The sequence below is a fragment of the Alkalihalobacillus sp. BA299 genome, from assembly GCF_017745675.1.
Lineage (GTDB): Bacteria > Bacillota > Bacilli > Bacillales > Bacillaceae_F > Alkalihalobacterium.
Genome location: NZ_JAFLJM010000008.1, coordinates 168840 through 192839, shown reverse-complemented (window position 1 = coordinate 192839; position 24000 = coordinate 168840). Strand labels below are relative to the sequence as shown.

Annotated in this window: 22 protein-coding genes; 16 read left to right on the top strand and 6 right to left on the bottom strand. The window is 38.7% G+C overall.

Annotated features, from left to right (window positions below):
* The first annotated feature begins 163 nt into the window (after positions 1 to 163).
* The 6 genes from J0N78_RS12835 (at position 164) to J0N78_RS12810 (ending at position 5277) form a co-directional block, all read left to right on the top strand.
* On the top strand, positions 164 to 1912 hold the full coding sequence (locus J0N78_RS12835; RefSeq protein WP_209123493.1) for an ABC transporter ATP-binding protein: 1749 nt from the start codon (positions 164 to 166) through the stop codon (positions 1910 to 1912).
* Entirely contained in the window at positions 1913 to 3943 is a 2031-nt protein-coding gene (locus J0N78_RS12830) for an ABC transporter ATP-binding protein (protein WP_247747282.1), read from the top strand.
* Between the two features lie 252 nt (positions 3944 to 4195).
* The gene (locus J0N78_RS12825; protein ID WP_209123492.1) at positions 4196 to 4345 is read left to right on the top strand and encodes a hypothetical protein; all 150 of its coding nucleotides are present in this window, start codon (positions 4196 to 4198) and stop codon (positions 4343 to 4345) included.
* A gap of 97 nt (positions 4346 to 4442) precedes the next feature.
* Entirely contained in the window at positions 4443 to 4694 is a 252-nt protein-coding gene (locus tag J0N78_RS12820; protein WP_209123491.1) for an SGNH/GDSL hydrolase family protein, read from the top strand.
* A 75-nt stretch (positions 4695 to 4769) separates the two neighbouring features.
* The gene (locus J0N78_RS12815) at positions 4770 to 5009 is read left to right on the top strand and encodes a glycoside hydrolase family protein (protein ID WP_209123490.1); all 240 of its coding nucleotides are present in this window, start codon (positions 4770 to 4772) and stop codon (positions 5007 to 5009) included.
* A complete protein-coding gene (locus tag J0N78_RS12810; protein ID WP_209123489.1) occupies positions 4960 to 5277 on the top strand; it encodes a hypothetical protein in 318 nt (105 codons plus the stop codon). Before J0N78_RS12815 ends, J0N78_RS12810 begins: the two co-directional genes overlap by 50 nt.
* Positions 5278 to 5659: 382 nt before the next feature.
* Here J0N78_RS12810 and tatC read toward each other — a convergent pair whose 3' ends face one another.
* The 6 genes from tatC to J0N78_RS12780 all read right to left on the bottom strand — a co-directional run bounded on the left by tatC (position 5660) and on the right by J0N78_RS12780 (position 11351).
* Positions 5660 to 6391 (bottom strand): twin-arginine translocase subunit TatC, encoded by a 732-nt coding sequence (tatC, locus tag J0N78_RS12805; RefSeq protein WP_209123488.1) that lies wholly within the window; start codon positions 6389 to 6391, stop codon positions 5660 to 5662.
* Positions 6392 to 6549: 158 nt separating this feature from the next.
* Complete coding sequence (locus J0N78_RS12800) at positions 6550 to 6777, bottom strand: twin-arginine translocase TatA/TatE family subunit (RefSeq protein ID WP_209123487.1); 228 nt, start codon at positions 6775 to 6777, stop codon at positions 6550 to 6552.
* Between the two features lie 47 nt (positions 6778 to 6824).
* Positions 6825 to 8267, bottom strand: a complete 1443-nt coding sequence (locus J0N78_RS12795) for an alkaline phosphatase PhoX (protein ID WP_209123486.1) — start codon at positions 8265 to 8267, stop codon at positions 6825 to 6827.
* 724 nt (positions 8268 to 8991) lie between these two features.
* Positions 8992 to 9627: a response regulator gene (locus J0N78_RS12790; protein WP_247747281.1), complete on the bottom strand. Its 636-nt coding sequence runs from the start codon at positions 9625 to 9627 to the stop codon at positions 8992 to 8994.
* A 12-nt stretch (positions 9628 to 9639) separates the two neighbouring features.
* Positions 9640 to 11103, bottom strand: coding sequence for a GAF domain-containing sensor histidine kinase (locus J0N78_RS12785; RefSeq protein ID WP_209123485.1), 1464 nt, complete (start codon positions 11101 to 11103; stop codon positions 9640 to 9642).
* 98 nt (positions 11104 to 11201) lie between these two features.
* On the bottom strand, positions 11202 to 11351 hold the full coding sequence (locus J0N78_RS12780; RefSeq protein WP_209123484.1) for a hypothetical protein: 150 nt from the start codon (positions 11349 to 11351) through the stop codon (positions 11202 to 11204).
* A gap of 282 nt (positions 11352 to 11633) precedes the next feature.
* Between J0N78_RS12780 and J0N78_RS12775 the strand changes: the two genes are divergently transcribed.
* The 10 genes from J0N78_RS12775 to J0N78_RS12730 all read left to right on the top strand — a co-directional run bounded on the left by J0N78_RS12775 (position 11634) and on the right by J0N78_RS12730 (position 23887).
* Positions 11634 to 13286, top strand: coding sequence for a glutamine--tRNA ligase/YqeY domain fusion protein (locus J0N78_RS12775; protein WP_209123483.1), 1653 nt, complete (start codon positions 11634 to 11636; stop codon positions 13284 to 13286).
* Between the two features lie 442 nt (positions 13287 to 13728).
* Complete coding sequence (locus J0N78_RS12770) at positions 13729 to 14226, top strand: Lrp/AsnC family transcriptional regulator (protein WP_209123482.1); 498 nt, start codon at positions 13729 to 13731, stop codon at positions 14224 to 14226.
* A 77-nt stretch (positions 14227 to 14303) separates the two neighbouring features.
* A complete protein-coding gene (locus J0N78_RS12765) occupies positions 14304 to 14987 on the top strand; it encodes a hypothetical protein (protein ID WP_209123481.1) in 684 nt (227 codons plus the stop codon).
* A 145-nt stretch (positions 14988 to 15132) separates the two neighbouring features.
* A complete protein-coding gene (locus J0N78_RS12760; protein WP_209123480.1) occupies positions 15133 to 16578 on the top strand; it encodes a sodium:solute symporter family protein in 1446 nt (481 codons plus the stop codon).
* Between the two features lie 220 nt (positions 16579 to 16798).
* Entirely contained in the window at positions 16799 to 17614 is an 816-nt protein-coding gene (locus tag J0N78_RS12755) for an SDR family NAD(P)-dependent oxidoreductase (RefSeq protein ID WP_209123479.1), read from the top strand.
* Entirely contained in the window at positions 17607 to 18812 is a 1206-nt protein-coding gene (locus tag J0N78_RS12750) for a M20 family metallopeptidase (RefSeq protein ID WP_209123478.1), read from the top strand. Before J0N78_RS12755 ends, J0N78_RS12750 begins: the two co-directional genes overlap by 8 nt.
* Positions 18769 to 20526, top strand: a complete 1758-nt coding sequence (locus J0N78_RS12745) for a M28 family peptidase (RefSeq protein WP_209123477.1) — start codon at positions 18769 to 18771, stop codon at positions 20524 to 20526. Before J0N78_RS12750 ends, J0N78_RS12745 begins: the two co-directional genes overlap by 44 nt.
* A gap of 15 nt (positions 20527 to 20541) precedes the next feature.
* Positions 20542 to 21552: an NADH:flavin oxidoreductase/NADH oxidase gene (locus tag J0N78_RS12740; RefSeq protein ID WP_209123476.1), complete on the top strand. Its 1011-nt coding sequence runs from the start codon at positions 20542 to 20544 to the stop codon at positions 21550 to 21552.
* Positions 21553 to 21577: 25 nt separating this feature from the next.
* Positions 21578 to 22642 carry a ketopantoate reductase family protein gene (locus J0N78_RS12735; protein ID WP_209123475.1) on the top strand — a complete coding sequence of 355 codons (1065 nt, stop codon included), beginning with the start codon at positions 21578 to 21580 and terminating at the stop codon, positions 22640 to 22642.
* A 159-nt stretch (positions 22643 to 22801) separates the two neighbouring features.
* The gene (locus J0N78_RS12730) at positions 22802 to 23887 is read left to right on the top strand and encodes a mandelate racemase/muconate lactonizing enzyme family protein (RefSeq protein WP_209123474.1); all 1086 of its coding nucleotides are present in this window, start codon (positions 22802 to 22804) and stop codon (positions 23885 to 23887) included.
* Positions 23888 to 24000: the final 113 nt, after the last annotated feature.

The following is a 24000-nucleotide window of genomic DNA, read 5'->3' as shown; positions in this document are numbered from 1 at the left end:
AAATCATTATAGTGAAAAAACATATCAGTCTAAGGTTGTAGTAAAGTGACCGATTACCTCCGTCATGGTAAATCAAAAAGGTTATTCGAATGATTGAACGTGATTGGATGGATGGTGGCTAACGAACGAGTGTCAAATGATGCAATAAAGGGAGGGACGATGGATGTTTTCAGTACTTTGGAAATTAGGGTGGTTTTTTAAACAATATTGGAAGCGGTATACCGTTGCCGTTACATTATTAATTCTTGTTAGCTTTTTAGATGTTATTCCCCCGAAAATAATCGGAATCGCTATTGATGATATGCACTTTGGCCAAATGACAACAGAGCGTTTAACAGAGCTATTATTGTTTTACGGAGGGCTCATTGTCGTCAGTTATATCATTACGTATGTTTGGATGTATCAGTTATTTGGAGGGGCCTTTTTAATTGAGAGAATTATGAGGTTTCGCTTTATGAAACATCTCTTGAAAATGACGCCGACCTTTTATGAGAAAAATCGGACCGGAGATTTAATGGCAAGAGCGACAAATGACTTAAAAGCGATTTCAATGACGGCTGGATTCGGGATTCTAACATTGATTGATTCGACGATCTTCATGATCATTATCATTGGTGTAATGGGCTTTACGATTAGCTGGCAGCTCACACTTGCTGCGTTACTGCCGTTACCGTTAATGGCGATTGCAATTAATTATTATGGGAAACTCATACACCAGCGTTTTACCGTTGCCCAAGATTCATTTGGTCATTTAAATGATAATGTTCTTGAATCGGTTTCAGGTGTAAGAGTGATTCGTGCTTATGTTCAAGAAAAAGCAGACGAAAAACGTTTTAATGCGATGACAGAGGATGTATACAACAAAAACATTGCGGTTGCAAAAGTCGATGCTTTGTTTGAGCCGACGATCAAAATTCTTGTCGGACTCAGTTATGTGATTGGACTTGGATTTGGTGCTTATCTTGTATTTCAACAGACGCTTACACTTGGTGAACTGATTTCCTTTAATGTGTATTTAGGCATGTTAATTTGGCCAATGTTTGCTGTAGGTGAGCTTATTAATGTCTTGCAAAGAGGGAACGCATCGCTTGATCGAGTCAACGAAACACTTGCTTACCAAGCAGACGTACAAGACGACGTCGAGCCAACTCATGTCGAGGTGCCAGGCACCATTTCGTTTCAACATTATTCATTCCGTTATCCTTCATCACCAACTGATAACTTAAAAGACATTTCGTTATTGGTGAACCGCGGGGAAACGGTTGGGGTCGTCGGAAAAACAGGGAGTGGGAAGACGACGCTATTAAAGCAATTATTACGAGAGTATCCACTTGGAGCGGGAAATATTTTTGTTGAAGATGTTCCTCTTCAAAAGCTTCCAGTCGATACTGTCCACGCTTGGGTCGGTTATGTTCCGCAAGAACAAATTCTCTTTTCGCGAACGATCCGTGAAAACCTGCAATTTGGTAAAGATGAAGTAAGTGACTCAGAAATACATCAAGCTTTAGAATTAGCAGATTTTCAAAAGGATATAACGTCATTACCAAAAGGACTTGATACACTAGTCGGTGAAAAGGGAGTTGCTCTTTCAGGGGGCCAAAAGCAACGTATTTCGATTGCGAGAGCGTTAATTAAAAATCCTGAAATCCTCATCCTTGATGATGCGATGTCAGCTGTTGATGGGAAGACGGAAGCGAAAATTATTGAAAATATTCGTCTCGAGCGCGCAGGGAAAACGACATTTATAACGGCACATCGCCTTTCTGCCGTTCAGCATGCCGACTGGATCGTTGTCATGGATGAAGGACAAATTGTTGAGGAAGGCACCCATGATCAGCTACTCGAAAAGGAAGGTTGGTATAAAGAGCAGTATGATCGCCAACAAGCTGATTCCTACAGTGAGGTGAGTTAAATGAAACAAAAAACAACAGGAAAACGTCTTTTTGAATATGCGATGCTATATAAAAAGACAATATTTCTTGCGCTAGCCATGCTTACGGTTGCCGTTGCAGCGGAGCTAACCGGCCCTTTTATTGCCAAGAAAATGATTGATGATCATATGCTTGGTATTGAGAGCCCTTGGGTTGAAGTGGTCGAAGAAAGTGAGAAAACAGTTTTTTACAAAGGTGGATATTATACTCGCAGCCAGAATGCAGTACCTGAGGAACAAGTAGGAAGCGAAATACAAATTGTTCAAGTCGGACGTTCCTTTTATGTCGTCCCGGAGCATTTACCGTTTGACGGAAATCGTACCATTGAAGAAAACCGACTAACAGTTGCACAAGGTGAAAAGACAGCCAGCTTTGCAGTTGAAAAGCTAAGTCAACAACAATTATTTGATTTTTATCAACCTGAAATCAGGCCCATGGTTATACTGTTAGCGTTTTATATTGTACTCCTTGTTGTCGCGGCCTTTTTCCAATATGGAAAGGCATTAATGCTTCAAACTGCAGCGAACCGGATTATTCAAAAAATGCGTACCGATGTATTTGAACATATTCAGCGGTTACCGATCACGTATTTTGATAACCTGCCTGCAGGAAAGATTGTTTCACGTGTAACAAATGATACAGAAGCAATCCGTGAGCTTTACGTAAAAGTATTAGCGACGTTTTTTACAAGTATAATTTATATGACCGGGATATTTATCGCCTTGTTTTTCCTAGATACGAGATTAGCGATGATTACATTAGTGCTCGTTCCCATATTAATCATCTGGATGACCCTATATCGAAAAGTGGCATCGAAATACAATCATCTTATTCGCTCACGTGTAAGTGATATTAATGGAATGATTAATGAATCGATCCAGGGTATGCCAATTATTCGAGCGTTTCGCCGTAAGGAACAAACGGCTAAAGAATTTGAGAAGTTGAATGAGGAGCACTTTTCGTATCAAAACAAACTATTAAGCTTAAATGCGATAACTTCACACAATTTAGTGTTCGTTCTTCGTAACGTAGCATTTGTTGTTCTCATCTGGTATTTTGGTGGACAGTCGATTGGAGCAGCAGGGTTCATCTCGATTGGAATGTTATATGCGTTTGTCGATTATTTAAATCGCTTATTTCAACCGGTTACAGATATCGTCAATCAGTTAGCCCAGCTAGAACAAGCTCGAGTCGCTTCAGAGCGAGTGTTTCAGCTACTTGATGAAAAGGGTGAAGTTGTCGATGAAGGCGATATTCTTCGCTATGAAGGAAATGTTCGTTTTGATAATGTGTCTTTTTCTTACGACGGTGAGAACGATGTACTAAAAAATATTACCTTTTCAGCCAATAAAGGAGAGACTGTTGCATTAGTTGGTTATACAGGTTCAGGAAAGAGCTCGATTATTAATCTTCTTTTTCGGTATTACGATATTGCTCGAGGCAAGATTACGATTGATGGAATGAATGCAAAGGAGATCCCGCGTCAACAACTGCGAAAGCATATGGGGATTGTCCTTCAAGACCCGTTCTTATTTTCAGGAACGATTGCTTCGAATGTAAGCTTAGATAATCCAGAAATTACAGATGCCCAAGTAAAAAAAGCATTGCAAGACGTAGGGGCAGCCCGTTTTATTGAAAGCTTGCCAAATCAATACGAGGAGCCTGTTCTTGAAAAGGGAAGTACGTTATCTGCCGGGCAGCGTCAATTGATTTCATTTGCGCGTGCTTTAGCTTACGATCCTGCTATCTTAATATTAGATGAAGCAACAGCAAATATTGATACCGAAACAGAAGCGATGATCCAACATGCACTGAACATTGTAAAAAAAGGAAGGACGACATTCATCATTGCACACAGGCTGTCGACGATTCGAAATGCAGATCAAATTCTTGTCTTGGATCGAGGCGAAATCGTTGAGCGGGGAACGCATGATGAATTACTACAACGTAAAGGAAAGTATTTTCAAATGTATCAACTGCAACAAGGTAAGGAAATATCTAAAGTAGGGTAATTACGATAATTTAGATGAGTAAAGAGGATGACTCAAAAAGCAAAGTGTCAGGCACCTCAACTACTATGAGTCACCCTCCTTTTTTCTCTACTTAAATCTTAGCATTAAGAAAGCATCAAATCCCTTTAGAACTTCACTCGTTTGAAAGTGGAAGGCATGGGTTAGGGTTAGCCGCTGATCATCCGGAAGCCTTTGCTTGGACGACGTTATGTGAACGATGGTTAAAAAAACAATTTAGAGGAGGTAGGGCGCATGATTGTAGCTGATGATATTGTAATCGAAAACGTAACGTTTGAAAACTCTGCTGGTAGAGGCGAAGTCGTCGGTCAAGCTTTAGCTGCCTATATGAATGGCGATCAACAAGTGTTTAAGAATTTTTGGCTATGTATTTATGAACTGTAAGTTAACGAGTGATGGACTACCAGTATACGATTGAAAAGATATTTAAATCTTGGAATCTACAATCTCATGTATAACGGAAAAAGAGGGGGAAGGCGTTTTGAGTACGAAGGTGTTTTTAGTAGGAGATTCAACATGTTGTAAATATGATAAGTCAGTTCGACCACGAGCAGGTTGGGGCGAATTATTACCAGACTTTATGGATAACCATATCAAAATTGTAAATGAAGCAGCTTCAGGTCGTAGTTCAAAAAACTTTCTTACAGAAGGACATTTAGACAAGGTTAGAAATGAGATTGGTAGTGGTGATTATTTATTTATACAGTTCGGACATAACGACCTAAAAGGATAATTCAAGTCGCAATGCGAAAGCGTTTACATCGTTTAAGCGGCAATCAAGGCTTGTGCAAAAGCTGGCGGAGGAAAGGTGATCGTCCCAGCTGGGGTTTGGCTTACCGGACCCATCACATTAACAAGTCATTTAAATTTACATGTCGAAGCTGGTGCTGTTGTATTATTTTCTCGTGAATTTACGGATTTTCCATTAATTATATCGAGCTTTGAAGGCGAGGAGGTCGTCCGTTGTCAGTCACCACTCGATGGGGAAGGGTTAGAGCATGTTGCTTTTACCGGAAGTGGTGTTTTTGATGGTGATCATGAATGCTGATCAAGGAGTCATCGCCTCTTATGGAAAGAACATTGATTTTACGAATCTATCCATAAAAACAGCAGGCGAAATAGTACTAGACTTGGAGCATTGTACTGATGTTTGTATCCACCAAGCTGAAAGTTTAACAGAAGTAAATACGCTATTAAACGTTTCGGGGACTACCTCTAAAAATATTAAATGGTTTTCAAAGGGCCCTGTAGAGAAAGAAAAAATTCGAATAGGATATGAAGTGGATCGTAAGTCTATTTCTATTTCAGCTTTGTAGGGAGGTGGAACGATTGAAAAAGACCGCCTTCCATTTGTAGATGGACAATCCGCAACGATGACGACAACACTTGTGACGGAAATTTATAAAAAAGCAGGAGATCCAATCCAAACGTTTTCAGACTGATGGAGTGAAAGATACAGTGGTAATTTTAAAAAAATAGAGCTGATAAAAAGTATGCTTGTAATGAAGCTGTAAATGACGACCCAGTTCCGTTATCACTATCCGAAATTCATCTCCCTCTTTTCACTTGGCACCGCTCACCGTACATGAAGAGGGAGATTTCTTTTTGATGTTAATGTAAATTGGTTTAATGAATTATTTATTTCCTTGGCTATTTTTTACATGTTTAGGACAAACGACAATCACTCAACTTCCTCCTTTAACTCGAAGCGACAGATGCTTCTGTAGAAATCTTTTTCCTATAAACGATTTTGCTTAACGTAATGCTAATTTCGTACAAAATTAATAAAGGAATAATGACTAAAACATCTGAAATAAAATCAGGAGGTGTTATTAAAACAGAAAGGACAATGAGTAAAAAATAAGCAAATTTTCTTACTTTAACAAGTTTTTGAGGGTTTACAATTCCTAATTTAGTCAAGAACATGACTACTGCAGGCATTTCAAATAAAAAGCCAAAAGGTAATGTCAGGTGGAGCATAAACTGAAAATACTTTTCTGCTGTGAAAAACGTTTCAAATTGATCTCCGGCGATACTCGTTAAAAAGGTAAGAACGAGTGGAAACAAAACAAAGTAACCAAAGGATATACCACCAATAAATAAAGTAAATAAACCAGGAATGAAAAGTAAAGTGGTTCGTTGCTCGTGTTTTGTGAGGGCCGGTTTGATAAATCGCCATAATTGAAAGGCTGCAATGGGGATTGTAATCGCAATGGCAATTACCGCTGCAATCATCATATACACCCAAAGAATATCGCCTGGACCTAATAGTGCTAGTTTTCCATCAAAGTCCTTTACTAAGTATTGATAAATGTCTTTTACAAAAACAAATGAGCCAATTAGGGCAATGACAAAAGCTATTAAAGTAACAATAATTCGACTACGTAATTCTGTTAAATGATCAACGAGTTGCATACCGTTTTTTTCCATCCCTAAACTCCTTTCATTAGAAGAGGATGAAGTTAAAAAGTAACGTGTCTAGCACTGGACCTTGCCACAAAATTGTTTAAGTTTTTTCTGTGAATTTTGGATACTTAGATGTATTAAAGAATTGCCAGTGCTAGACACCGAAGTGATATTTTTATCTTCTAGCTTCCTGTTTTACTATTAGACTGTTCAATAGCTTGTAGCTTTGTTTTTTCTTCTACTTTTTCTTTTTTGTTATCGTCATTCACTAACTCATGGGTCGCTTTTTTAAATTCTTTTAATGTTGATCCAAAAGCTCGTCCAATCTCTGGAAGTTTTGACGGGCCAAAAATAATTAAGGCAATGACTAATACAAGAATTAAACCAGGAATTCCGATGTTTGATAACATAGATAAAGCCTCCTTAGGTAAATGAATTATCAGTATTTAACTAACGATTAAATCGTTACTCCATGGCGCTCTAAAGCAGCCGCAGCTAATGGTGACATTCCATTCTCTTCTGCATATTGTGCAACTTTATTTGAAATTTGTGGTGCAAAGCTTGCTGGAGGCGCAGCATGGCTCATAGCTGCTTGGCGAGCTGAATTTCTGCGAGCAAATGGTCCCCAAATGGCGAAAGTAATACCAGGACTTTGAATATTAACAAAAAGAGTTTTTCCATCAGGTGAAAAAGTTGGACCTGCAAATTCAGAGCCGGTCAGACTATTTTCAGCAAAAGGATAAACGTTTCCTTCTGGAGTTAAGCCGATAATACGGTCATTTCCTGGACCATCTTCGGCAATCCAAAGGTCTCCCCAAGGTGTAATTGTGATGTTATCTGGCATTTCTAAATCGTTAGATGCTGTCGACTCATAGAATAGTTCCAATGTATTTGTAGCTGGGAAATATCGATAAATACGGCCGAAATTGCCGTCTCCAGCACTTGTGTCGTCAAACCAGAATGTCCCTGCAGCAAACCAAGCACCTTCTAATCGTTCAAATCGGATACAACCAAGATCTCTTGCATCTTCTTTTGCACGTTCAGGATTCACTTCTTTCCATACGATTCCGTATTTTTGTCCACTTGTAAAGTTGCTCGCTGGATTAGCTGGAAGTTCGTCGATGGCTGCTGCTTCAAGAATTCCTCCTTTTTGTAATGAACCTAGCTTTTGACTACGATCATGTGGAGTAAAACGATAGAAGAAGCTTGGGTTGTTATCTTCAGTTAAGTACCAAATTCCTGTTTGTGGGTCTACAGCACAGGCCTCGTGGGAAAAGTACCCCATATCTCTAATCGGTGTTCTAGACATTTCATTTTCTGGATCATGTGGATTGACTTCGAAGACAAAGCCATGTCCCATGTTACGAGTTTCTTCACAGGTTAACCACGTACCCCAAGTTGATGGGCCGCCTGCACAGTTACGAATATTTCCTGAATTTGTTACATATTCACTGACTACTTCACGGTTAGGTGTGACGACTAGAGCAGTTGTTCCACCAGCAGCTCCTTTGCTCCACGGGTTTTTTCCGTTTACTGGATATGAAGAGTTCGTACTAAGCTCATGATTTCTGACAAGTATTGTCGAATTATTTGGTCCTTGGAAGGCTGCCATTCCATCGAGGCCTGCTGGTACTAAATCACCGTTTGTCATTTTGTTTCCAGTCTCTGAAATAATTTTGTAGTGAAACCCTTGTGGAAGATCTAATATTCCATTTGGGTCTTTAACTAATGGGCCGTACCCACCAAAGCCACTTGTTGGGTTGTTTGTTTTTCCTCCAGCGGCTAAAGTATTAGCTTGTCCACCTAAAGAAAATACACCTGTTGTCCCTAAAGTTAATGCTAACGTACTCATTCCACTCACTTTTAAAAAGTCACGTCTGTTCATTTCATGGTTTTTCATTCAATTTGCCTCCTCCATTTTTAATAGGCTGCCAATCGCTGAAGTTCTTCTATGAAAAATTTAACAAATGAAGATTAATTGTTTATTTAAAAACAATTAGTATATTGTTAATGTTGGAAAATAATGCAAAAGTAGGAGGTGAAGATCGTTGAGGATGGAGGATTTGATGATTTCCTAAGGAATTAGTTATGCTGAAAATTAATGATTACTAAGTAGTTCCATTCAATTTAAGCAATTGAGCTAATACTTTTGTCTTGAAAAGTAGCGATTGGATGAGCTGTAAATTTAATAGTTTGTAAATTTTTAGTTTCAACTTCGTAAATGAGTAGTGGAAGAGTGCTGGAGGAGTGTTGAACTTTGTCTGATATTGTCGAGAAATCGATAAATGGTCAAAAGTTGAAAATAAAAGGCTAGAACTTGAAAATAAAACAGCCGAAGTCGAAAATAAAAGGACAAAACTTGAAAATAACAGGATAGAACTCAAAAAATAAAGCAGTAAACGTTAAAATTCCCCCTTCATTTCCGTCAATGAAAGGGGAATTTGCATGAAAGAGTAAATAGAAGGTAGCGATAATAGGATGTTTATGCAGAAAGAAGGTCTAATCTATTTATACGTTAAGCTTTTAGCCGTGTTTAAATAGAATTTTAGCTCATCGATTACGGGTTCTATTAATTGCTTGCCTTCGTTTGTCAGCACATGATTCTACAACTTTAGACTGAGACATTACTTTATTCCGTTTTTTATTGCATAAAGAGCAGCTTGAGTGCGGTCTGCGAGCTCGAGTTTACTTAATAGATTTGAAACATGTGTTTTAACCGTTTTTTCTGTAATAAATAAGGTGTTGGCAATTTCCTTATTACTTTTCCCGTTCGTAATTTCAATAAGTACTTCTTTTTCCCGTTTCGTCAGTGTATCGAGTAAATTTTCTTCTTGGCCGCCTCCTGTCATATGGGTTAGGACGTGATGTGTCACTTGCGGATGTAATTGACTTTGACCGTCATAAACTGCTTTTATTGTTTTTACTAATTCATCAGGTTCAATGTCTTTCAGCTGATAGCCATTGGCACCTGCTCGGATGGCAGGGATGACGTGATCTTGGTCAGAAAAACTCGTTAAAATTAATATTTTGATCGTCGTATTCGTTTCTCTAATTTTTTTTGTAGCTTCAATTCCGTCCATCCTAGGCATGACGAGATCCATTAGGACGACATCTGGGTTTAGTTTGTTAACTTTTTCAACGGCATCTTGACCATCGGTTGCTTCGCCAACAATTTCAATATCAGTTTGTGTATCTAGAAAAAAACGTAATCCCCTTCGTACAACGTGATGGTCGTCTGCAATTAGAACGCGAATTGTCATTTCACTCTCTCCTTAAATAGGAACAGAAACGGAAATGGTCGTTCCTTTTCCTTCTATCGTATTGATTTTTAGATACCCTCCATGAATCTCTGCTCGTTCTTTCATACTTGAAAGTCCAATCGTAGGGCTATGCTGGATAATGGAAGGGTTAAACCCGATTCCGTCATCTGTGATCGTCATTTTTACTCTATTTTTGGTCACGTCAACTTTTACTTTAACGGTGCTGGCTTGGGCATGCTTTTTAATATTATTTAAGGCTTCCTGTCCGATCCGCCATAAACATTCTTCGGTCGTATTCGGAAGGTTTAATACACCGGTGAGATCGAAGTCAACGTTTAACATCAACATCTCTCCATAGGATTTTATTGCGCTTACAACACCACTTTCTAAACCAGAAGGACGCAGCTGCCAAATGAGACTGCGCATTTCTCGTAACGCTTCTTGCGAAAGCTCTTGGATATAGGAGAGGGAGTGGTGCAGTTTGTCAATGTCTTTAACTTCCTTCATGCCGCGAGCTGTAAGAGACAGAGAAAATAAAAGTTGGTTCACAGAATCGTGTAAATCTCGCGCCAGTCGATTCCGTTCTTCAATTAAGGCAATTTCTCTCGATTTTTCATCAAGGCGTGCATTTTCAAATAAAATGCCAAGATGGTTGCTCAGTTGCTGAATAATTTCTTCGTCAATCGCATCGAATTCCATATGGGATATGTTAAGTTTGCCTTTTGTTTCACCAAGATGAATCTCTTTTTCAATTGTTTTTAAATGAGTACTTTTTGTTGGTTGTATTTCTGATTTTAAGTGGTTACATTCAAACTGGATACCAGACCATGAAAAGGCACGATACATTTCACTTACTACCGTTTCCGCAAGGTTCGATTCCTTTGCACGCTTGGCATTGAGAGTCGCACTGATTTGACCCAGTGATTGATAGAGTGCTGCGCGCTTTTGTTCATTATGATATAGCTTCATTCGTTTGATGGCGGTTCCGATTTGGAACGCAACAGCTTCAAGAAGGGCGAGTTCGTTATTTGTGAAGCGGTCTTTGTTCGGTGCAGCGACATTGAGTAAGCCGAAGCGCTCATCGCCCGCTTGCAGGGGGACGGTGGCATGATGAGTAATATCGTTTGTTTTTCCCCAATCATATTTAATCGCATCGTCAATTCGTTTACAGCCAATAATATTGAAGGCTTTTTTTAACGTGTTTTCATTGTATTCTTGAATGCACCAGCAATTTCCTTCACACATCGGTTTCTTGTCTTGCCAGCTTAGGGCAGGGGGCAGGTAGACGTCAGCAATGAGTTCGTAATTTCCTTGATTATCAATTAAATAGATCCAGCCGGTTTCAAGTTCAGTCACTTTTAGTAATTCTTTTAATACCGATTGAAGCATTTCATTTAAGTTGTTTCCTTGATTTAATGTCTCTGCAATAGCCTTTATCGTTTTTAGCTTCGTCATTTCCTGATGGTTACTTTCCATCTGCTCCCCTCGCTTTCATTGTTTTTTTTAGTATATGAACTTATTAGAACGCACGTAGCTTAGCAGCTTGTGCATTGCTCTTGCGTGTGGTTTTTCCCTCATTTAGCCGTAGTTATTTTCTTTTTAAGTTTACCAAACCATGTTGTTTTTTTGGAAGGATTTGTCTGAAACTTCCACCCTTCTTGTGAAATTCGCTTTACTTTTCTCTTTTTCTCATTAATGATTTCTTCAAAACCAAAATGATTCATTATCGATCACTCCTTATTGTTTTCTTAGTTCTAGGATAATACGAAAAGTATCTGGAAACATCTGGCAGAGGGAGGAAGTTCTTTTACATACTTTGACGTGTTTTTTTGAGGGATAGTTCAGACTTTAGATGGAGAAGAGGATTGACGTTTACAATGGGGCGGTGGTGAGTATGATAGTAGTGGAGAATTTTAATCTTATAACGTGTCCTTCATAGATATCTTTAGGTTTTTATGATATAACTACTAATAAAATGAACTGTGAAAATAGAGAGGTTGAGGTGGATGGAGAGTACAAATAATTCGTCAAACTTTATTAAACATATTGTGAATGAGGATTTGAAGGAGGGAAGAAACGATGAGGTAGTGACTCGGTTTCCTCCAGAACCAAATGGATACTTACATATTGGACATGCAAAATCAATCGTTTTAAACTTTGAGCTAGCTGATGAATTTAAAGGGAAAACCAATTTGCGGTTTGACGACACGAACCCGTTAAAGGAAGACCAAGAATTTGTTGATTCGATTAAGGAAGATGTCACTTGGTTAGGGTATGACTGGGATGGACTCTTCTATGCTTCTGATTATTTTAATGAAATGTATGAACGGGCCATTCTTCTTATTAAAAAAGGATTGGCGTATGTCGATGATTTGTCGGCTGAAGAAATTAGAGCCTACAGAGGGACTTTGACTGAACCGGGAAAAGAAAGTCCACATCGAAACCGGACGGTAGAGGAAAATCTCGATTTGTTTGAGCGCATGAAAAATGGCGAGTTTGGTAACGGTGAAAAAGTGTTACGAGCGAAAATTGATATGTCCTCTCCGAATTTAAACATGCGAGATCCTGTACTATATCGTATTTCACATGCGACACATCATAATACAGGTGACAAGTGGTGTATTTACCCAATGTATGATTTTGCTCATCCGCTTGGTGATGCGATTGAAGGAGTGACGCATTCAATTTGTACGCTTGAGTTTGAAGATCATCGTCCGTTATATAATTGGGTCGTCGAACAGTGTGAAATGGAAGCCACTCCGAAGCAAATTGAGTTTGCTCGCTTAAACTTAACGAATACGATCATGAGTAAACGAAATTTGAAGCAATTGGTCGATGAAAAAGTGGTCGATGGCTGGGATGACCCGCGTATGCCGACAATTTCTGGTTTGAGACGAAGAGGATTTACACCAGAATCGATTCGCAACTTCTGTCGCGAGATCGGAGTAGCAAGAAGCTATAGTACGGTTGATGTTCAAATGCTTGAGCATTTCGTACGTGAAGATTTGAAATTGAAGGCACCGCGGACAATGGCCGTTCTTAAACCGCTAAAAGTCGTCATTACAAACTATCCTGAAGGTCAAGTTGAAATGCTTGATGCGGAAATTAATCCTGAAAATCCAGAGATGGGTACACGACAAATTCCGTTTTCACGTGAAATTTACATTGAACAAGAGGATTTCATGGAAAATCCACCGAAAAAATATTTTCGCTTGTTCCCAGGTAACGAAGTTCGCTTAAAGCATGCCTACTTTATTAAGTGTGAAGAAGTGATCAAAGATGACAATGGTAATGTCGTTGAACTTCGTTGTACGTATGATCCTGAAACGAAGAGTGGTACAGGCTTTACAGGGCGTAAAGTAAAAGGGACACTTCATTGGGTGGAGGCAGCGAATGCGAAACCAGCTGAGTTCAGACTGTATAACCCTTTGATTTTAGATGAGGAAAAAGAAGAAGGAAAAACGTTCTTAGACCACGTAAATCCGAATTCTTTAGAAATATTAAAAGGCTTCGTCGAACCGAATATGAGTGAAGCGAAGGCGAATGATAAGTTTCAATTTTTCCGCCATGGATACTTTAATGTCGATCCGAAACATACGACATCAGAACAACTTGTTTTTAATTTGATTGTCTCGTTGAAAAGCTCGTTTAAATTATAATTGAAGGATTACAAAAGCATAAAAGCCAGGCTCTCCAAACGTGTAATGGAGGTGCCTGGCTTTTGTTTTGCAGTAATTGGTTTATTGTTTTATTTATTATTTGTGTCTCCAGTACAATATTCCTTTAATGTACTTTGGACACATTTTATCGTTATTAAAGGTTTTGATTAGGCGAAACAAATAACAAAAACACTGGATGGTTTAAAAATATACGACATTTATTTATATTTTTGTCGAGTCAAAAAATTTAAAAGTAGTAATTAGTAGTCTATCAGAATTTTATTTTTACAATATTTATTGAAAACTATCAATTTAATTATATTTTTTTCAAAAAAAATGTTAGTTTTTAAAAAAAAATTAAAAAACACCTATTGAAATTACAAAAAAATCAGTTTAATATAAAACAATATAAAAATATTATTAAAGTGAAGGAGCAATCGATATGGCGAAGACACAGCCACAAGATTTATTAAAAGTAATAGATGATATTGATAAAGCTATTATTCAGGCACTCCAAATAGATGGTCGTAGATCATATACAGATTTAGCTGAAGATCTAGGAATTACAGTTGGAACGGTTAGAAATCGCGTTCAACGATTAATAGATAATAAACTAATTAAAATCGTAGGGGTCGTAGATCCGTTTAAAACAGGAATGCCGACAGTAACCATGTTTGGACTTAAAGTAAAGTTAAATAAACTTGAAGAGGTTTCCCAAGCTCTTGTGGCGATCCCGGAGATTCGCTTTGTGGCAGCCGCTACGGGGGCTTTTGATCTCTATGCCGAGGCCATTACAGATTCAAATCAAGATCTCTATCGGATCATCAAAGAGGAAATCAGTAAAATTGACGGCATTGAATTAATCGATACATCTATGATTCTTGAAATCTATAAACAGTCTTACGATTGGGGCGTCAAAACGAATAAAGAATTAGATTAATTATCATTTTTTTTATATTCAATTATCTGAATATAAAAAATATAATAAAATTTCACTTAAAAATGGAGGGGATAAAATTGAAAAAGATCTTGTTAATTCTAATTATCGTTTTAACTCTTTCGATGACATCAGGAGCATTGGCGGCGGAAAGTAGTAAGCCAATACTTAATTCTGCTGATGTTACGATTGAAGCCGTATCTGAAACGCAGTTCGAGGTGAAAGAAGTCATTCATGTTGCCAATCCAGGGAATGAAAAGTTACAGCACACTTTTTCAAAAAAAGATAGGGTCGTTGTTAACGATCTAACATTTGAGTCGAATGGAGAAGTACTGGAGGTAGAAACGAACTCAGGCGAATTTTTAGATAAGATAGCTCTACCTGTACCAGAACAATCGGTTGATGCGTTAACTTACACCATAACGTATTCAGTAAATCGTCCAGACGGGTCATACTATACACCACTTGTTGTACCGTTGTACGCATCAGAGGGTGAAAAAAACGTAGTAACGATAAAGTTTACAGCCCCCGAAGGACAGTTTATACACAAAGGTTCATTTCCTATCGTTTATAACGTGGAGGGGAATACCGTAGAAAATCACTTGTTGAACATGCCGAGCCATGTGAATTATAAATACGGTTCTTCACCTACAGCTTTGTTTAACTCTCACAATGTGGCATCTGCTCTCATTTTTATTTTATTAGTTAGTGTAATATCAGTGTGGTTCAGAGCGGAACGCAAAAATGTACAGGGGGTGGCATAAGTATGGGATTTGGCTTTAGCTTTTGGGGATTAGTTCTTTATGCTGTCATATTTATTTCAGGTTACTTTATTTGGGCAATTAAAGAAAATGCAAAAGAAGAAGAGGAAGGGAATTAATCGCTTAAAAACGACAAAGGAGGCAAATCATGTTTGAGATAAGTCCAGTTTTCTATTATGTTGTTGCCGGTTATTTTATCGTGATCTTATCGATTGGATTTTGGGCAGGTAAAGGGAATAAGACAAGTGAATCGCATTTAGTTGCGGGTCGTTCAATTGGTGCCTTAGTTGGTGGTGCAGCGTTAGCAGCAACCCAAATGAGTGCCGGAACGTTTGTTGGTACAATTGGTGTCCACTATTTGACAGGGGCAAGCTTTATGTGGTTCTGGCCCGGGTTATGGGCAGGTTGGTTAGTATCAGCTATTTTTGTTGCTCCAAAGTTTCAACAGTTTAAAGGGGTAACGGTTCCTGATTATGTAGAAAAACGTTATAACAGTAAAGCAGCAAAAGTAATTGCAGCGCTTTTAATTATAGTCGCTTATACTGTTTATCTTGTCGGACAATATGTAGCGGGCGGCGTTCTATTACAAACCATTTTTGGTATACCGGTTGTATGGGGAGCTTTTATCACAATTGGAATAACAACGATTTATACAATGAAAGGTGGAATGAAGGCGACTACATATAGTGACTTTGTTCAGGCGATTATTATGGCAGGGTGTTTCTTCGCAGCTATTCCACTATTATTCTCACAAGGTGGGGGCTTTGCTTACGTTGGAAATTTCTTAACAGAACTTGATCCAACAATCACAGGCTGGTCATTTGGATTTAAGGACCTTCTTGGTTTCGGACTTGCTTTTGGTTTATCAATGGCAGTTGCACCTTATGAATTAGCGAGAATGTACACGATGAAGAGTAAGAAAACAGTGCGTCTTGCAATTGGATTCTCGTTTATCTTACAAGCAATTGTCGGTATTTCTGTAGCCCTTGGTGGAATGGCAATGCGCTCCCTATTCCCAGTATTAGGAAACGGCGACAGTGCTTCTCCAATCATGGCGATTAATGTTCTACCACCATTAGTAGGGGCGTTACTTATGGTCGCTATTTTATCAGCTATCATGAGTACGGTATCGGGGGTTATGATTGTTTCAAGCTCAGGTATATCGCATGATATATTCGGTGTTATAAAGCCTAATGCAACAGATAAACAAAAAATGTTAGTCAACCGTATAGCGGTATTTATATTAGCTTTAATTCCGTTATACTTCGCTCTAAACCCATTCGATATGGTACAGTTTATCGTTATGCTCCAAGCCTCTTTAGTAGCAAGCTTTTTCTTTGCTGTAGTGGTAATCGGACTAAACTGGAAACGTGCAACAAAGAGTGGTGCCTTAGCTTCCATGTTAGGTGGAATAGCTACCGTTACACTTTGGTATGTGATAGGGAAGCCGTGGGGGCTAAATGAAGTTATCCCAGGCGTACTTGTTTCAATTATTTTATTAGTTGTCGTTAGTAAGCTGACGAAACCAGTACCTCAATCCTCTCTTGATCCATTCTTTGGAAAGGATAAGGATAAAAAGGAAATTGCTTCTTAATTAAAAATGAAAGACAGTGCCAACAGAGTTAGCCTTATTTTGTTGGCCTTGTCTTTTCTCTTAGCTTAAGAGCTTTTAAAAAGTTGTCTTTTTATGGAAACAATGCATAAGCTGCTGTATGTCTGAAGTGACTAGTAAGGGATTTCTAGCAAGAAATCAAGTACGCCAAAAGTTTTAAAGCGAAAGGATTAGTATTCAAACTATTCAAGGGGGGAATCACATGGATGGTCGTTTAAAAGGAGAAGTAGCTATTGTAACGGGCAGTGCTTCAGGAATTGGGAAAGGAATTGCTGAGCGCTTTTTACAATCTGGCGCATCTGTCCTATTAGTAGATAGTAATAAAGATAGATTATCAGAGACATCTGAAGTCTTTAAGCAAAAATACGGACAAGATAAAGTTACTCTATATACTGCTGATCTATCTTCTATAAAAGAAATTCCAACAATTATAGAAAAGGTTGTTTATCAGTTTGGCCAATTGAATGTACTTGTTAATTGCGCAGGGATCTATCCTTCCATTCCAGCAATTCAAATTACAGAGGGAGATTGGGACCGTGTCCTAGACTTAAACCTTAAAGCTACATTTTTCTTTTGTCAGGAAGCTGCCAAACAAATGATCGAGCAAAATACAGGTGGAAGAATTGTAAATATCACTTCTACAGCTAGTGAGGTAGCTAGACCAGGTGTTGCCCATTACTGTTCTTCTAAGGCAGCGGTGAAAATACTAACGCAAGTCCTTTCCTTAGAGTGGGCTTCCTATGGCATTCGTGTAAATGCTTTAGGCCCTGGTTTAGTCGAAACCGAAACATTGCTTGAAACATTAACGACAGAAGAGGCAAAAGCAGAACATAAAGAAAAACTATCGTATTCCCCAATGAACCGTACTGCATTACTTGAAGAAATTGCAGAGGGTGTTATGTATTTTGCTACAAATCAATCAAGCTTTGTAACAGGGCAAACGCTCCTTGTTGATGGTGGATATTCGGCAGGAAGAGTTTTTCAATCTAAGTCGAAAAAGGTGATGGAAAATGAATGAGGTTGTTCAGTTTATAAAAGAAAAAGAAGAAGAAATGATAGAAGTTCTTCGGGAGTTGGTTGAGATGGAGTCTCCATCCCGAGATAAGGATTTAACTGATCAAATTAGTCAAAAGGTTGCAGGCCTTTTTGAACAATTAACAGGTGGTCAATCATCAATTATTCTTAATCAGCCTTTTGGAAACCATATCCGTGGAGAATGGGGAGAAGGGGAAAAACAAATCCTATTGTTAGCCCATTTCGACACGGTTTGGCCAAAGGGGACCATAGAAACCATGCCTTTCACTATTAAAGATGGAAAGGCTTTTGGGCCGGGTGTCTTTGATATGAAGGGTGGGCTGGTCCAAGGCTTATTTGCCCTTCATGCCCTAAATCAATTAGCTAGACCTTTATTACACAAAGTTGTCTTTTTGTTTACTTCAGATGAGGAGATTGGTAGTCCTACATCACGAGAGCTTATTGAAAAAGAAGCGGGTTATAGCGAATATGTTTTTGTTCTTGAGCCTGGAATGACAACGGAAGGAGCAATAAAAACAGCTCGTAAAGGTGTAGGTATGTTTCAACTTGAGATAAAAGGAAAGCCTGCTCATGCAGGAGTTGATCCTGAAAAAGGACGAAGTGCCATTGAAGAGATGGCAAAACAAGTTTCGTATTTACATAGTTTAACAGACTTTGAAAAAGGAACGACCGTAAACGTTGGCAAAATGGAAGGAGGCACAACTTCTAATGTGGTCGCTGCTAAAGCAAATGCGGAAATAGACTTACGAGTAAAAACAGAAAAAGAGTTTGCTCGAATTGTTCCCCTTATCAACAGTATTGAATCCTTTATGGATGGTGTAGAAGTTCATATCTCTGGTGGTATAAACCGCCCGCCACTTGAACGAACAGAGGAAGTAGTTCAACTGTATAAGAGGGCACAAGGATTGGCAAAGAAGTATCTCGACATCGATTTACAAGAAAAGGAGACGGGTGGAGGCAGCGATGGTAATTTTACGGCCCCATTTGCACCTACAATAGATGGACTTGGTGCTGTAGGAGATGGTGCCCATGCCTCTCACGAACATCTAATAATAGCAGAAATGACACGACGAAGTGCGCTTGTTGCAATGTTGTTAATGGATCTCTCACAAAACAATGTAAAGGAGGAAAAACAAAATGGCTCAAACGCTAGATTCTGTTCAACAAATGTTAATCAATGAGGTTAATAAAGATAATCTTATGGAGTACACAAAAAATATAGCGAAAGAAGTGCGCCTATCTGGAACAGAAGAGGAATTGCGATCCTTTAAATATGTCCAAAGTAAGTTAGAGGAGTTTGGTGTGGAAACTTCTTTAATCTTTAGCGATGCATATATAAGTTTACCCGGCAACGCTGAGTTGTCGGTGAACAATCAGTCTTTTGCTTGTATCACACACACTCTCTCAACTCCTACACCCGTTGATGGAATTGACGGTGAGCTCGTCTATGTTGGAAAGGCAATCAGCCCAGATTATCAAACGATTGATGTCAGAGGTAAAGTGGCATTGCTAGACGGATTAGCCATCCCAGGTGCAGTTGCAAAAGCGCAACAGGCTGGTGCCCTTGCGACGGTATTTATCAATGCGAAGCATACGCATGAAATGATTGTTTCACCTGTTTGGGGGAATCCAACTACAGAAAACGTCAACTTACTACCGAAAATTCCTGTTGCATCTGTTAACTATGGTAATGGAAATAAAATTAAACAATTGATCGCAGAGCATGAAAATACAACCGTTTCATTAAAAACAGAAGTCGATACGGGTTGGAGGAAGATTCCGCTTTTAACCGCAGAAATTAAAGGGCAGGAACAATCTGATGATTTTGTGCTATTTAGTGGACATATCGATTCTTGGCATTATGGAGCCATGGATAACGGAAGTGCAGATGCTGCGATGATCGAAGTGGCTCGCATTTTAGGGCAACATCGCGATAAGTTAAAGCGTACGCTGCGTTTAGCTTTTTGGTCAGGTCACTCTCATGGCCGTTATGCAGGATCTGCCTGGTATTGTGATGAGCATTGGGAGGAGTTACATGACCATTGCGTAATGCATATCAACATTGACTCTGTTGGTGGGAAAGGTGCCACTATTTTATCTGAGGGTAATTGTATGGCAGAGACGAAAGACCTTGCTGCTAAATCCATTAAAGTGATAACGAATGTGGATTATGAAGGATCTCGCTTTGGCCGTGCAGGAGATCAATCTTTCTGGGGGCCAGGTGTGCCATCCTTATTTATGGGATTATCCGAACAACCACAATCTGACGACCCTGCCTCTGAAGCATTCTCGCAATTGTTTGGTGCAGGAAAAGGTGGTGGCTTTGGCTGGTGGTGGCATACAACAGAAGATACGGTGGATAAAATTGATCCGGAGAATTTAGAAAGAGATTGTAAGATTTATGTATCTATCGTTTATCAAGCTTGTTCTGAACAGCTGTATCCTATTAATCAATTAGCTGCAGTACAGGAACTAAAGGATATTCTCCTTCATTATCAGCAACTTGCTGGTCAGGAACTAAGTTTTACACGATCTATTGACCGGATTACTCAACTTGAAGAAGAGGTAGAAGCGTTCAATCAGTTTATTCAAAATGAAATGACTGAACAAGATATTTCTAAGGTAAATCAAATGATTAAACGTCTTTCTAAATTACTTGTTCCTTTAAATTATGTAAATGGAAATCCATTTCAGCATGATTTAGCTATGAAACAAGCACCTCTACCATTGTTAGGAAAAGTAGGTCAACTTGCTGCAGCTGAGAAAGGTAGTGACGAATACTATCAATTAAAAACAGAATTAAAAAGAAATGTTAATCAAGTGAATTATACAATAAAAAATGCATTTGAGCTTGTACAGCAAGCTAAAAATCATCTAAAGAAGAAAACATGTTAAGGGGGATTTAATAGCATGCCAGGTCTTTTTGATTCTTTTAACGAAAAAAATTTATCCTTGAAAAACCGAATCGTCCTTTCTCCCATGTGTCAATATCAAGCTTTTGAACGTGAAGGTGTCCCTGAAAATTGGCACTTTGTTCACCTTGTCTCACGGGCAATAGGGGGAACGGGCTTAATTTTAACTGAAATGACGGACGTGGAATCTCGTGGCAGGATTACTGAAAACTGCTTAGGCATCTATAATGATGAGCAAGCAGAGGCCTTTAAGAAAATTGTGGATGACGTGCATAAATATGAGGCGAAGATTGGAATGCAAATTGCACATGCTGGGAGGAAATCGGTTATTGAAGGTGGGGATATCGTCGCTCCATCCGCCATTCCTTTTTCAGAAAAAAATCCTGTCCCACGTGCCTTAGAAAAAGGTGAAATTGAAGACATTATTGAAAAATTTGCTCAGGGTACAAGGAGAGCTGTCCTAGCAGGATTTGATACCATTGAATTGCATGGCGCGCATGGGTATTTATTACACCAATTTATGTCACCAGCTAGTAATAAAAGAGACGACGAATATGGGGATTATGGAAAATTTCCGCTTGAAATAATTCGTGCTGTTAAACGGGAAATGCCAAAGGATATGCCCTTAATTCTAAGAGTGTCAGCTGTTGAATATAGTGAAGGTGGTTATCAACCCGAAGAAATGTTAGCTCTATCTGAACAATTTGTGAAAGCAGGAGTTGACATGTTTGATATTAGTACGGGTGGGGATTGCCCGACAAGGCCGCACGTATATCCTGGATATCAGGTTAAGTATGCAGAGTTATATAAAAAAGAATTAGGAGTACCTGTAATTTCTGTTGGGAAGTTAGAAAATCCACATGTTGCAGAAGCTGTAATTCAAGAAGAACGCGCGGATTTGGTCTGCATCGGTAAAGGTATGTTAAGGAGTCCTTATTGGGCCAAAGAAGCTGCTGTCGAACTGGGTGTTGATTTAAAAATGTCTGGCGTTTATGAGATGGGCTATTAACGGATAAATTGGGGAGGATATTAGGATGAACATCACGATTTTTGGAGCAGGTGCTATTGGAGGAGTAATTGGTGCTTATTTAGTTAAAGGTGGACAACAAGTTACCTTTGTTGATATTGCAGAAGATCATGTCAAGGAAATGAGGAGCAATGGTCTAAAAATAAACATGCAGGAAGATCCCTTTACGGTTGCAGTTGATGCTTATACAGTAGATGAATTAATAGAAAAAGGGGAGCCACTAGATGTCGTTTTTCTTTGTGTAAAGGCTCAGTATACGAAGGCAGCCGTTCAAAGCTTTATGCATCTATTAAGCCCTCAATCTATGGTTGTATCATTTCAAAATGGACTGTGTGAGTCAGTCATCGCAAGCCTAATTGGTAAAGAGCGGACTGTAGGGTGCTTTGTGAACTTATTTGCAGATTATATGAAACCAGGTGAAATTAATTATGGCGGGATTGGAAGTGTATATATCGGTGAGATAGATAGATCGATCTCAAAACGAGTAGAAAATTTAGTAGAAATTTTATCACTATGGGGAAATGCCAAGTCTACAGATAACATTAACGGATATTTGTGGGGAAAAATAGCGTACGGAACTATTTTAACGGCTACAGCTTTAACCAATGAAACCATTGCAGATTTACTAGATTTACCTAGACATCGTCTATTATTCTGTGATCTTGCTGCAGAAGTTCTAGCAGTTGCAGAATCTAAGGGAATAAGCCCTGAGGGTTTTGACGACTGGTGTCCTGAACTTGTTTTTCCAATCGAAAATAGAAACCATAATTATATAGATGATCAATTTAATAAACTTGTTTCACGCTTACGAACGTATACCAAAACAAAGACAGGGATTTGGCGTGATCTTGCAGTAAGAAAAAGAAAAACAGAGGTTCCAGATCATTTAACACCAGTAATTGAAGAAGGGGAGCTAGCAGGTCTTAATATGGAATTAACCAAGGCAACACTAAAAATGATTGTAGAAATTGAAGATGGAAAACGTGAGATGTCTATTGAAAATTTAGAAGTTCTTCACAGGATTCACACAAACAAATCTCAATTATCTATGAATTTAAAATCAGGTCAGTAACTCTACTGGCTTAATTGTTTTTATAATATTCTAGCTTGGTTAGGAGTGAACGGTTGGGTTCTATACTCCCTTTTATTTAAATAATAAAAGTATCGGCGATAGGTTTTAATTTAAAAGATACAAGCCTCAAAGCGGGCACTAAGAGGAGGGAGTATTAAAATGAAGATTAATAAAGTGGAGACACAAATCATTGAAACACGTTTTATGGAATCATTTCATACAACCTATGGGAAAATACCGTCTTCTCATCCACATCTCATCGTGAAAATTACAACAGATAAGGGAGTGGCTGGATTTGGTGAAGCCTCCCCTTTACCTATGTTTACAGGTGAAACAGTTGAGATTATGAAAGTAGCGGTGGATAAAGAACTTGGGCCAGCTATTATTGGGCAAGAGATATTTGAGCTTGATGAAATCCATAAGGTTATGAATAGGGTGCTTGGGAAAGCAAGTGCGGCCAAATCGGCAATTGATTTAGCATTGTGGGACCTAAAAGGAAAATCCTTAAATATACCTGTTTACAAATTACTAGGGGGTACGAAAAAGAAAAATCTAGAGTTAGCCTATGTATTAGGTGATGAACCTATTGACCAAATGATCATTAAGGCTGAAGAAAAACGAAACATGGGGTTTTCCACATTTAAGATAAAAGTAGGAACGACACCCGAAAAGGATATTTCTTCAGTTAAAGCTATTCGAGATGCTTTAGGTCCGGACGTAAGAATAAGAGTCGATGCTAATCAAGGTTTTGATGTGAAAACTGCTTTACATGTTATAAACAAAATTGCTCCATACTCTATTGATTATATAGAACCACCTGTACGAGAATGGGATATAGCAGGTTTAAAACAAGTTAGACAAGGGTCCCCGATTCCAGTTATGGCAGATGAAAGCTTATATAGCCCACACCAAGCTTTGACGTTGATTAAGGAAGAGGCAGTCGATCTTTTTGCCATTAAATTGATTAAAACGGGTGGGATTACACCTGCACTAAAAATTGTGAGTATGGCCGATGCTGCAGGGATTGATTGTGTGGTCATTAGTCCTTGGGATTCCTGGCTAGGTACATATGCTAACCTTCATTTTGCAACCTTACTAACAGAACGGTATGCACATGAATTGGTAGGCCCGTTTTATCTGACAGATGATCCGTTTGGAACAATTCCGAATAAGGTTTCTATATCAATTAATGAAGGATCCGGTTTTGGAATAGTGGCTCCGCCTAGCATTACATTTGAGACTTAATGATGAAAGATTATTGGTTCATCCATGCTAGCTTTAGTTATTGGCATATTGTTCTGTTTTGGAATCTTAGAGCATGAACTTGAAGTTCAAACACGTTTTCTACTTAGATATAT